The 12,360-nt window shown below is 44.6% G+C and carries 8 protein-coding genes; 6 read left to right on the plus strand and 2 right to left on the minus strand.

Annotation, left to right across the window (positions count from 1 at the left end; all coding sequences use genetic code 11):
- Positions 1-67: 67 nt before the first annotated feature.
- The 6 genes from HMPREF1640_RS09415 (at position 68) to HMPREF1640_RS09440 (ending at position 8,331) form a co-directional block, all read left to right on the plus strand.
- Positions 68-2,230 (plus strand): translation factor GTPase family protein, encoded by a 2,163-nt coding sequence (locus HMPREF1640_RS09415; protein ID WP_036894150.1) that lies wholly within the window; start codon positions 68-70, stop codon positions 2,228-2,230.
- Positions 2,231-2,407: 177 nt separating this feature from the next.
- Complete coding sequence (locus HMPREF1640_RS09420; protein ID WP_036894152.1) at positions 2,408-3,970, plus strand: sensor histidine kinase KdpD; 1,563 nt, start codon at positions 2,408-2,410, stop codon at positions 3,968-3,970.
- A 31-nt stretch (positions 3,971-4,001) separates the two neighbouring features.
- Positions 4,002-4,700 (plus strand): response regulator transcription factor, encoded by a 699-nt coding sequence (locus HMPREF1640_RS09425; RefSeq protein ID WP_036894154.1) that lies wholly within the window; start codon positions 4,002-4,004, stop codon positions 4,698-4,700.
- A gap of 628 nt (positions 4,701-5,328) precedes the next feature.
- Positions 5,329-5,562 carry a DUF4492 domain-containing protein gene (locus HMPREF1640_RS09430; protein WP_036894156.1) on the plus strand — a complete coding sequence of 78 codons (234 nt, stop codon included), beginning with the start codon at positions 5,329-5,331 and terminating at the stop codon, positions 5,560-5,562.
- A gap of 30 nt (positions 5,563-5,592) precedes the next feature.
- Positions 5,593-7,182: a cytochrome ubiquinol oxidase subunit I gene (locus HMPREF1640_RS09435; protein ID WP_036894157.1), complete on the plus strand. Its 1,590-nt coding sequence runs from the start codon at positions 5,593-5,595 to the stop codon at positions 7,180-7,182.
- A gap of 6 nt (positions 7,183-7,188) precedes the next feature.
- Positions 7,189-8,331: a cytochrome d ubiquinol oxidase subunit II gene (locus HMPREF1640_RS09440; RefSeq protein ID WP_036894158.1), complete on the plus strand. Its 1,143-nt coding sequence runs from the start codon at positions 7,189-7,191 to the stop codon at positions 8,329-8,331.
- 131 nt (positions 8,332-8,462) lie between these two features.
- Here the strand turns inward: HMPREF1640_RS09440 and HMPREF1640_RS09445 are convergent, their stop codons facing one another.
- Both HMPREF1640_RS09445 and HMPREF1640_RS09450 read right to left on the minus strand, forming a co-directional pair.
- Complete coding sequence (locus HMPREF1640_RS09445; protein ID WP_036894159.1) at positions 8,463-10,673, minus strand: bifunctional (p)ppGpp synthetase/guanosine-3',5'-bis(diphosphate) 3'-pyrophosphohydrolase; 2,211 nt, start codon at positions 10,671-10,673, stop codon at positions 8,463-8,465.
- Between the two features lie 27 nt (positions 10,674-10,700).
- Positions 10,701-11,894 carry a GTP-binding protein gene (locus tag HMPREF1640_RS09450; RefSeq protein WP_036894161.1) on the minus strand — a complete coding sequence of 398 codons (1,194 nt, stop codon included), beginning with the start codon at positions 11,892-11,894 and terminating at the stop codon, positions 10,701-10,703.
- Positions 11,895-12,360: the final 466 nt, after the last annotated feature.

Below are 12,360 nucleotides of genomic sequence, written 5' to 3' on the forward strand. Positions count from 1 at the left end.
TTTGGAGACAAACCCTCCCAACCTGAATGAAATGAACTTATTTTACTAACACTTTAAATCTTTTGATATGAGAGTATATCAGACCAACGAAATTAAAAACATCGCGTTGCTTGGCAGTGCGGGTAGCGGCAAGACCACACTTGCCGAGAGTATGCTATACGAAGCGGGTATCATTAAGCGTCGTGGTACGGTTGAGGGCAAAAACACCGTGAGTGATTACTTCCCCGTTGAGCTTGAATATGGATATTCTGTCTTCCCAACTGTATTCCACGTGGAGTGGAACAACAAGAAGCTAAACATCATAGACTGCCCGGGAGCTGACGATTTTGTCGGTGGGGCCATCACCTCGCTAAACGTTACCGACCAAGCCGTGATCGTGATTAATGGCCAACACGGCCCGGAGGTGGGCACGCAAAACAATTTTAGATATGCCGAGAAACTGAAAAAACCGGTAATCTTTCTCGTCAACCAATTGGATTCGGAGAAGTGCGATTTTGACAATATCATCAATACCATGAAAGATATTTATGGTTCAAAATGTGTGCAAATACAGTATCCTTTACAAACCGGGCCCAACTTTAGCAGTCTTATTGACGTGCTGATCATGAAAAAACTGACATGGGGGCCCAATGGCGGCGAGCCCAAGCGCGAGGACATCCCTGCCGGGGAGATGGACAAAGCGATGGAGCTTCACAAAGCACTTGTCGAGGCGGCGGCCGAGAATGATGAGGCATTGATGGAAAAATTCTTTGAAAATGACACGCTGTCCGAGGACGAAATGCGTGAGGGAATACGCAAGGGATTGGTGGCGCGTGGCATATATCCCGTATTTTGCGTGTCAGCCCTACGTGATATGGGCGTGCAAAGATTGATGGAATTTTTGGGCAATGTAGTGCCATTTGTAAATGAGATGCCCAAGGTTCGCAACTCGCGAGGTGAGGAAGTGGAAACAAACAGCGATGGCCCAGAAAGCCTGTATTTCTTTAAAACCGGCATGGAGCCACACATTGGCGAGGTGTCTTATTTTAAGGTGATGAGCGGAACGGTAAAGGCTGGAGACGACCTTACCAACGCCAACCGAGGCTCCAAAGAGCGCATTGGGCAAATATACGCTTGCGCGGGGGCTAACCGTATAGCCGTGGACCGGCTGAACGCGGGCGATATTGGTTGTACGGTGAAATTGAAAGATGTAAAGACAGGCAACACGCTGAATAGTAAAGACGCTGATTTCCATTTTGACTTTATCAAGTATCCCAACTCCAAATACAGTCGAGCTATCAAGACAGAAAACGCGCAAGACATGGAGAAGCTAATGACCGCATTGCTAAAGATGCATCAGGAAGACCCCACATGGGTAGTGGAGCAAAGCAAAGAGCTGCGGCAGACCATCGTGCATGGACAAGGGGAATTTCATCTTCGCACCTTGAAATGGAGATTGGAAAACAACGAAAAACTCTCCATTACCTTTAGCGAGCCGAAGATACCATATCGCGAAACCATTACCAAAAAGGCCAAAGCGGAATACCGGCACAAAAAGCAGAGTGGAGGAGCGGGCCAGTTTGGCGAGGTGCATTTGATAGTGGAACCTTACGCGGAGGGCATGCCCGATCCTACCAGCTATAGTTTTGGTGGACAAGAATACAAAATGAACATCAAGTCGAAAGAGGAGAAAGACCTTCCATGGGGAGGCAAGTTGGTGTTCATCAACTCTGTTGTCGGAGGCGCGATAGACCTTCGTTTCATGCCGGCCATACTTAAAGGAGTGATGGATTGCATGGAGCGCGGGCCATTGACCGGCAGCTACGCTCGCGATGTCAGGGTAGTTGTATATGATGGCAAGATGCACCCCGTTGACTCCAACGAGCTTTCGTTCACGCTCGCCGCCCGCCATGCGTTCTCTGACGCATTCAAGGAAGCGGGGCCAAAAATCCTTGAGCCTATCTATGATCTTGAGGTATATGTGCCATCCGACTACATGGGCGACGTGATGAGCGACCTCCAAGGCCGAAGGGCTATTATCATGGGCATGGACGCCGAGGCTGGATACCAAAAGTTGTCAGCCAAGATACCTTTGAAAGAATTGGCCAACTACAGTGTAGCCCTAAGCTCGTTAACGGGGGGAAGAGCCAGCTTCAGCACCAAGTTCGCCAGTTACGAGCTTGTTCCTAACGACTTGCAGCAAAAACTAATAGCTGACCACGAGACGGAAATGGCCGCAGAAGAAGATTAGCCATTGATCAAACACCATTATCGTTTATCCCTCACATTATCGTTTATAGATTTGCGAGGGATATTTAATTGCGCATAATCAACTAACGGTACGTAATTTTGTTAACATTGGTAAAATCACATATAATAATTAACAATTAATTGTTAATCTTTTAAGTAAAACCTTATCTTTGTAAATATGAAGAAAAGTACGATATGGATTGTAGCCATTGTCATGGGGGTGGCCTTTGTCATACTGTTAGGCCTCCAGCTCACATACATCCAAGAAATGGCCAACATGAAGAAGGAACAGTTTGACGAGAGCGTGAATCGAGCACTTTATCAGGCGTCGCGCAACTTGGAACTGAACGAGACATTGCGCTATTTGGAAAAGGATGTCAACGAGGCTGAGCGCCGCTGCGCAAAAAAGAAAGATGTGTCAGCAAGCCGTGATCAGGCTCCATATGGAGACACTCTGTCATCCAAGCAACATTCCATGTCCGGGAAAAACGGCAAAGGCTATTCTTCGTTTGAACTGAAAACATTGGCTTCCAAACCGGGAAACATGCCTAAAGCCATGATTTTAAGGACTGACAAAAACTCAAACAACGCTGCCAGCAAGTCTCTGCAAGAGATTGTAAAAAACAGATATGTATATCAGAAAGCATTGCTTGACGAAGTGGTCATAAACATGTTGTACTCTGCGACTGACAAGCCTTTAAAAGAGCGTGTTAATTTTAAAATACTCGACCAAGACTTGAAAGCTGAATTGATGAACAATGGCATTAACATACCCTATCATTTCAAGGTATGCACGCAAGATGGCCGAGAAGTGTATCGTTGCCCTGAATACTCAGACGAGGGAGACGAGTTTACTTACAACCAAGTGCTCTTTCGCAATGATCCCGCCTCAAGGATGGGGGTGGTCAAGGTGCATTTCCCGGACATCAACAGTTATATTTATTCCAATGTCAGGTTCATGATACCCAGCGTGGTATTCACGTTTATATTGCTGATCACATTTATATTCACCATCGTCGTGGTGTTTCGACAAAAACGGTACAGCGAGATAAAAAACGATTTTATCAACAATATGACGCACGAACTTAAAACACCAATAGCCAGCATATCCTTGGCCGCGCAAATGTTTAATGACGAGACCGTGACCAAAAGCGACAAGATGACCAAGCATTTGGTAAACGTAATTACCGAGGAGAGCAAGCGATTGAGGTTTTTGGTGGAGAAAGTGTTGCAAATGTCAATGTTCGACCGAAAGAAAGCGTCGTTCAAAAAAAAGCACATCGACCTCAATGAGCTTATCGAGACGGCCGCCAACTCTTTCTCACTGCGAGTTGAGCATACCGGTGGCAAAATATATATAGATATTGGCGCGGTCTTGTCGGACATGTATGTAGACGAGGTTCACTTCCAAAACGTAATCTTCAACCTGATGGATAACGCGGTGAAATACAGAAAACCGGACAAGCCCCTGAATTTGTATCTCAAGACATGGAATGACGACCAATATTTGTACTTCTCGGTCAAAGACACCGGGATGGGCATGAAAAAAGAAAACTTAAAGAAAATTTTTGATAGATTCTATCGTGTCCACACGGGCAATGTTCACGACGTTAAAGGTTTTGGACTGGGGTTGGCCTACGTCAAGAAGGTGGTAGACTTGCACGACGGCGTGATAAAAGTTGAGAGCGAGTATGGTCGTGGCACCAAGTTCACGATTAAACTTCCGGTGATAAAAGATTAAAACATTATTAAATATATAAAACTATAAAGTTATGGACGAAAAAATAAAGATCTTACTTTGCGAGGATGATGAAAACTTAGGCACATTGTTGTGCGAGTACTTGATAGCCAAAGGTTATGACGCCATGCTCTGTCCGGATGGAGAGGCCGGTTTCAGAGAGTTTACAAAAGACAAGTTTGACATGTGCGTACTCGATGTGATGATGCCAAAAAAAGATGGCTTCTCCTTGGCACAAGACATACGGCAAATCAATTCTCAAGTGCCCATCATTTTCCTCACGGCGCGGGTGCAAAAAGAAGACGTGCTCGAAGGCTTTGACAAAGGCGCGGACGACTATATCACCAAGCCGTTCTCCATGGAAGAGTTGGTCAAGCGCGTGGAAGCCATCCTGCGGCGCGTTCGCGGCAAAAAGAACAAGGAAAGCACAAGATACAACATCGGACGATATACGTTTGACACGCAGAAACAGTTGCTAACAATCGGTGACAAGCAAACCAAACTCACGACAAAAGAGAACGAGCTGCTGTCGCTGCTGTGCTCGCATGCTAACGAGATACTTAAACGAAACGACGCGTTACGTACCATCTGGATAGATGACAACTACTTCAACGCTCGATCGATGGATGTGTATATCACCAAACTGCGCAAGCACTTGAAAGAAGACGACCAAGTGGAAATAATTAACATTCACGGCCAAGGCTACAAACTGATTATTCCAGACGAGGAATAATCACACTTCCCACCATTGCTTTCGCGTGTTTTACGCATTAGACAAAACATGTCGATAACAATGGACAAAACATCTCCCAAGTTTTGTATATTCGCAAGCAAGCCATGCTTAGCTCACGAATATGCAAAACTTAAGCCGTTATATACAATTGGCCATGCAACTATTCCTTATGATTTTTTTGCACGGTGCCATTTTGAATGAGCAAAAAACATTAACCCTCAATTAATACCGCAAACCAAATCCATTAAGCTGTTTACGCTCACATCATTATCCACACAAACAAACATAGCCTTTTTTCCTTTGTACGTTTAGTAAATTTGTCAAAGTGAGAAAAACCCAACAAAGAGCAGTGCATACATATTACATACGCAAAAAAATCAATTAGGGAATTAGTAGAAGCTTGAAAAGTGAGGCGCGCAAAAACCATTGCGTTGAAATGCGCTTTGGATTGGGACCAAGATTCTTATTTTAACATGTTGCCCATTTTGCCTCTTGCCCCTACTAATATGATTTCGCTATCTTATAAACATGATTTTCTAAAAATTCGACCAAATTTATAAATTCTACAAATATTTTTTTGTCATTTCCAAAAAAAACATTTAAGTTTGTACCAAAAATAAAAAACATAATGGATTTCAAACATAACAAGGTTGTCAGTTTCGTTCACGATGCCTTCTATTTTTATGTAGATGGTTTTAAGAATATGACATTAGGCAAAACCCTATGGGCGGTTATACTCATCAAGCTCTTTATTATGTTTGCCATTCTCAAGATTTTTTTCTTTCCAAATTTTATAAAGGAAAATTCAGAAAAAGGGCACGAGTCAGATTTTGTCTCTTCGCAAATTCTTAATCGTCGGTAACATGATTTTTAAATCTATACAATAATCAATATGTTAAATCTTTTATTAGACATTACCAATGCAACCGTAGACTGGTCAAGAGCCCAGTTTGCGCTTACCGCAATTTACCATTGGCTGTTCGTCCCACTCACATTGGGATTGGCAGTTATCATGGGAATTGCCGAGACTTGTTATTATCGTACTCATAATGTTTTCTGGAAAGACGTGGCTCGTTTTTGGCAGAAACTGTTTGGCGTGAATTTCGCCATGGGTATCGCCACGGGCATCATTCTTGAGTTCGAGTTTGGTACCAACTGGAGCAATTATTCTTGGATGGTGGGCGACATATTTGGCGCCCCATTGGCCATTGAGGGTATCGTGGCATTCTTTATGGAGGCAACCTTTGTGGCTGTGATGTTCTTTGGTTGGGACAAAGTGTCACGCGGGTTCCACTTGGCGGCCACGTGGCTCACCGGATTAGGCGCCACTATTTCCGCTTGGTGGATTTTAGTGGCCAATTCATGGATGCAATACCCTATAGGACAAGAGTTTAACGCTTCTACCATGCGTTTTGAGATGACCTCTTTTACAGATGTTGCTTTTTCGCCGTTCGCAATTGATAAATTCTGCCATACCGTCACCTCCGCGTGGATTGTGGGCGCTGTTTTTGCCGCTGGCGTGTGCAGCTGGTATCTCTTAAAGAACCGCGAGCAAAAATTAGCAACCGAAAGCATGAAGATTGCTGGCATCGTAGGTTTGGTAGCTTCGTTACTCGCCGTGATGACAGGAGACAACTCCGGCTACATGGTTGCCAAGGTACAGCCAATGAAGTTGGCCGCAATGGAGGCGCTGTACAATGGTGGCGAGAGCCAAAGTTTGACGATCATATCAGGCGTGCATCCGTTCAAACAGCCAGATTGTGTTAACGAGAAAGAGCCTCCTTATCGTTTGGCCATCCCCAACGGATTGTCTTTGCTGGCTACACGCTCCATGAATGGCTACGTGCCTGGTATCAACGATTTGATAAACGGCTATACCAAGCCTGACGGAACAAGAGAGCCTTCTTATCAAGAAAAAATAGAAAGTGGCAAAAAAGCCATCGTAGCCTTGCAGGCTTATCGTAAGGCAACCGCAGGCATGAAGACTGGTGATCCACTGACACAAGAAGCCAAGTCACAACTTAGCGTATTGAAAGCTAACATCCATAACTTCGGATATGGTTACATCAAAGATGTTCATGATTTGGTTCCATCCATTCCTTTGACTTTCTACGCATTTCGCGTAATGGTTGGCATGGGAATGATATTTATCTTGTTTTTTGCCGTTTTGTTGTTCCTTGTTTACAAAAAGGAGATCAAAAACATCCGCTGGATACATTGGGTTGGACTGATGCTCATACCATTAGCGTATATTGCCAGCGAGGCAGGATGGATAGTGGCCGAGATGGGACGCCAGCCTTGGACCATCCAAGACATGCTTCCGGTAGGTGTAGCTGCATCTAACGTTCCCGCAACCAGTGTCGCAATAACTTTCTTTATTTTCTTGATATTATTCACAACAATGCTCATCGTGGAGATTTCCATCCTATGCAAGCAAATCAAGAAAGGTCCTGAATATAGCGAAATCGTTTATAAAAACTAATTAGCCATGTCATACGAATTCTTACAATCATATTGGTGGTTTGTCGTTTCACTGATGGCCGCCTTCTTAGTGTTCTTCCTTTTTGTGCAGGGAGCAAATTCCATGATATTCGAGCTGGGCAAGAACCCCGAAGAACGCCGTTTGGTTATCAACTCCACTGGGCGCAAATGGGAGTTCACATTCACCACATTGGTAACGTTTGGAGCATCTTTCTTTGCCTCTTTCCCACTTTTTTACAGTACCAGCTTTGGTGGCGCATATTGGGTTTGGATGCTCATTTTGTTCTCTTTCGTGCTTCAAGCTGTAAGCTATGAGTTCCAGAATAAATTAGGCAACTTCCTCGGGGCAAAGACATTTCAGATTTGCCTTATCATTAACGGCATCGTTGGCCCACTGCTAATTGGAGGAGCCGTGGCGACATTCTTCAACGGAAGTAATTTCGTCATAGAGAAATCCAACATGTTCTCATCCGTACAGCCGGTTATAAGCCATTGGGCTAACGCCAGTGGCGGACTTGATGTGCTGCTCGACCTTTGGGCTGTATTGTTTGGCGTGGCAGTATTTTTCCTTGCGCGCATACTTGGCATTCTCTATATTAACAATAATATCAATGACGCTGCCATACGTGAACGCATTCCGCGTACTTTGTTATACAATACGGTAATTTTCCTCGTGACTTTCCTGACATTCTTCATTCGTACTTTGCTCAAAGACGGATATGCCAGCGACCCAGCCATGGGAGCCATCTTCATGGAACCATACAAGTACTTCAACAACCTCGTCCAGATGTGGCCATTGGCAGTCATTCTGCTTGTGGGCGTGGTGCTGTTGTTATTTGGAATAGGTAAAACCATTTTTGTTAAAAATTATACCAAGGGCATCTGGCCTGCCGCCATTGGCGTGATGATGGTTGTTCTCGTGCTATTCCTCATAGTAGGTTGGAACGACACCGCGTTTTATCCATCAAATGTCGACATCCAGTACTCATTGACCATTCGCAATAGTTGTAGCAGCGAGACCACGCTAAGAGCCATGGCATACGTTTCATTGCTTATACCGGTTATCGTGGCTTATGGCGCGTACGCATGGTGGTCTATTGACAAGAAAAAGATAGATCGCAACGAGATTAAAAATTCTGAAGCGTATTAATGCACGAATAGCTATATAAATGATAAGGATACGGCATATCCTAAACAAAAGAAATCGGGTCGATCAGACTCGATTTCTTTTGTTTACAAGGGTTTGACAAGGAGACGTAACCATGCCAACATAATGTATCGCTAAATTCGTTGAACTTGTTTTACCCCTTTCACGGATTGCAATTTCTTTATCAAAACTTGCAATCTGTCAGTATCTTCAAGTTGAACCACGAGGCTGCCGGAGAACAATCCGTCGTTTGAGTCAATATTGATAGAGCGCATTACCACTTTCTCATCTTTTGAGATAATGTTGGTAATATTGGACACTATGCCAATGTCATCATTACCAATGACGCGCAATGTGATAGCGTATTTTGAGGTGTTCTTGCCACTCCATCGCGCTTTCACGATACGATAGCCAAACCGCCGACGCAGCTCTGGAGCGTTCGGACAGTTCAAGCGGTGTATCTTCACGGTCCCATTTACGGTCACGAAACCAAAAATACGGTCGCCATAAATGGGATTGCAGCATGGAGCCAATTGGTGCTCAATGCCCTTCAAGTCTTTGTCGATGGTGAGAATGTCCTCGCTATCTTGCGCCATTTCCTTGTTAGGGCTTTCAAACTCAAAGTTATCAGCCGACCGTGCTTCATGGTCGCGCCCCATATTCTGGACATGGTCGCGGATCTCGATGTATCCCTCTATCACCTCGTTAGGGTCAAGTTTCCCATCGGCAATCTGTTTGTAGAAATCAGAGACCTCTTTAAAACCAAGTTTCTTGACAAGTTGGCCCATATAGGTTTCTTCTATCTCCACTTTCCGATTTTTAAACCTTCGCTCTAACAATTCTTTGGCATATAAACCGTCTTTGATAGTAGTCTCCTTAAGCGCAAGCCTTATTTTCGATTTAGCTTTGGAAGTCTTTACGATGTTTAGCCAGTCGCGTTTGGGCGATTGGTTGTTGGCGGTGAGCACCTCGACAGTGTCGCCCGAACGGAGTTGCTCTCTGATGGGCACAGCCCGATCGTTGATTTTTCCACCCACGCACGTGTTGCCCACCTTGGAGTGTATGCGGTAAGCAAAGTCAAGAACCGTCGAACCAACGGGAAATTTAATAAGATCGCCCTTGGGCGTGAACACATAAACCTCTTCTGGAGCCAATGACATTTTGAATTGGTCCATCACTTGGAGACTGTCCCCAGCTTCCAAGGCCGTCCTGATATTGGCCAGCCATTCGTCCATTTGACCACCAGACTTGATGCCTTTGTATCGCCAGTGGGCGGCTAAGCCGTGCTCAGCGATGTCGTCCATGCGCTCAGTGCGTATCTGAACCTCAACCCATTTCTTATCAGGCCCCAACACCGTGATGTGCAAGCTCTCGTAACCGTTAGACTTGGGCACGGAGAGCCAGTCGCGTAGTCGTTTGGGATTGGGCTGGTACATATCGGTCACGATGGAGTAGGCCTGCCAGCACTGCTGCTTCTCGTGTTCCTCAGGAGAATCGATGATGATACGGATAGCAAAAAGGTCGTAAATACCCTCGAAACCACACTTTTGCTTTTTCATCTTCTGCCAGATGGAATGAATGGATTTTGTGCGTCCTTTCATATGGAATTTCAAACCAGCCTCCTTGAGCTTTTGCTCTATCGGCCCAATAAATTGGTCGATGTACGCATCACGCGATTGCTTGGTAGCGTTGAGCTTTTCCTTGATCATGTAGTAGGCATCGTGTTCCATATATTTCAACGAGAGGTCCTCCAACTCACTCTTTAGCTTGTAAAGCCCCAACTTATGAGCCAGCGGCGCATATAAGTAATTGGCCTCCTCGGAAACGCGCTGCTTAGCCTCGACATTATCCGTATCCCTTATTTGTCGCATCACGTTCACCCTGTCGGCAATCATAATGAGAATAACGCGCATGTCCTCAGCGAAACTCAGCAACAAGTTGCGAAAGTTCTCACTCTCGATAACAGGATTTTTCTCGTATAGTTTTTGTATTTTCGAGAGTCCACGTATAATGTGAGCCACGCTGTCCCCAAATTTTGAGCATATCAACTCCGTACTTTTACCATCATCGGGCACACTGCCATGGAGCAACGCGGCGAGCACGCCATCGCGTCCCATGCACATGTCCTCCACGGCAATTTGCGCGGTTTGAAGAGAGGTGAGCACAGGGTTTAGACCGAAAACGTCACGTTTAAGCATACCATTAGCAATACCCTGGCGTACAAACCCCTCGACCATGGCCTCATCATCAGTTGATATTGAGTGACCGACAGTGTCAAGCAGACGATAGCGTATGGCCTTAGCCTCTTGGATTTCATTGGGTGTGAACGCAAGCCTATTTTCCATAATATTGATGGTAGCTTAATTTATTGGTCAGTCATCCAAACATTTATCCAAAGCGGATTCTATGGCCTTTCTGTCCATGTCATGGCCAATGAACACAATTTTCTGCATTCTATCGCCATATTTTTCATCCCAATCCTTTTGCACATCAGGATTTCTCTCCATGAATTTGGAAAGTTCCTCTTGGGGCATAGTGGCATACCATTGCCCAGCATTAGTGATGTTGAACTGGCGGCCAGCTTGCTCAAACAGGTAGCACGTAGCCTTCTCATCACTGAAATAGCACATTCCTTTCGCCCTGATCACGCTTCGAGGCCATCGCGATGACACCAGCTCGTCAAATCGGCCGAGATTCATGGGCTTACGTCTGTAATAAACAAAAGTGCCTATTCCATATTCCAAGGCCTCTCCGGACTCTTCATTTTTTAACTCATGATGATGGTGATGCTCGTCGTGCTCGTGTGAAGGCTCCTCATTGTGCTCATGGTCGTGACCTTCGATGGCTTCTATCCATCGTGCCGACGTAGCCACTTTCTCAAAGTCGAACGAATGGGTGTTAAGCAGTTTGCCAAGCTCTACATTACCGTAGTCGCACTCCATTATTTCCGCCTTGGGTTGTATTTCTTGGATAATGGCTTTCAGGTGAGCCAAGTCTTTCTTACTTATATCAGAAGCCTTGTTCAACAATATGATGTTGCAAAATTCTATTTGTTGTATCACTAGACTTGCCAAATTTTCCTCCTCGCGACTGGCTTTTTTCAGCTCGTCACCCAATCCAAACTCATCTCTCATGCGTAGGGCGTCCACCACTGTGACGATAGCGTCCAACTTTGCCAAACCATTTCGAAGCATATCGGGCGAGACCATTTGGGGATATGCACTGATGGTCTGGGCAATGGGCGCAGGCTCGCATATACCACTGGCCTCAATGACGATATAGTCAAATCGCCTCATGTTGATGATGTCGTTGATCTGTTTTACCAAGTCCATCTTGAGCGTGCAACAGATGCAACCATTTTGCAAGGCTACCAGACTGTCATCTTTTTGCCCTACAATGCCACCTCGCTCTATTAGCTTGGCGTCGATATTCACCTCACCAATATCATTGACAATGACCGCGAATTTCACTCCTTTCTCGTTTGCCAAAATCCTGTTTAACAACGTAGTCTTGCCACTTCCCAAATAACCTGTAAGCAGCAGCGTGGGTATTTCTTTTGTATTCATATTATAGTTGTTGCCTTGTTTTAAGCGAATGCTTAAAATCGTTTGTATTGTTTAATTTCTGTTTATCACTGTTTATTTTTTCGAACTCATGTTCCCCCTTTGTCATCCTGCTTTCTTGCGTCAATTAATTCATGCAATAATATCACTTTTTAATCCCAACATGAAATGTGGGAAATTATAGAAAAAGCGCAATATCCATAAACTACCAGCATCAACGAAATGACACTATCTTATTTATAATGCAAATTTACATAAAAATCGCAATATACATGCGCCAGCGGGAATAAAAAACAGGAAATAAATTCACGACCCTTTCATAAAAAAAAACTTGGTTCTTTTTACACAATAGTCCGTTATTCTTTTTTGTGTTACGAAACTTCTCGGCGTAGATTCAACTTCAAAATGCAACTACGTTTGCAAAATTAAGTAAAAGGTCTCAAGTAGCGTTCTAAATCCCAACTTTTTT

The sequence above is a fragment of the Prevotella sp. S7-1-8 genome (genome assembly GCF_000758925.1).
GTDB lineage: Bacteria > Bacteroidota > Bacteroidia > Bacteroidales > Bacteroidaceae > Prevotella.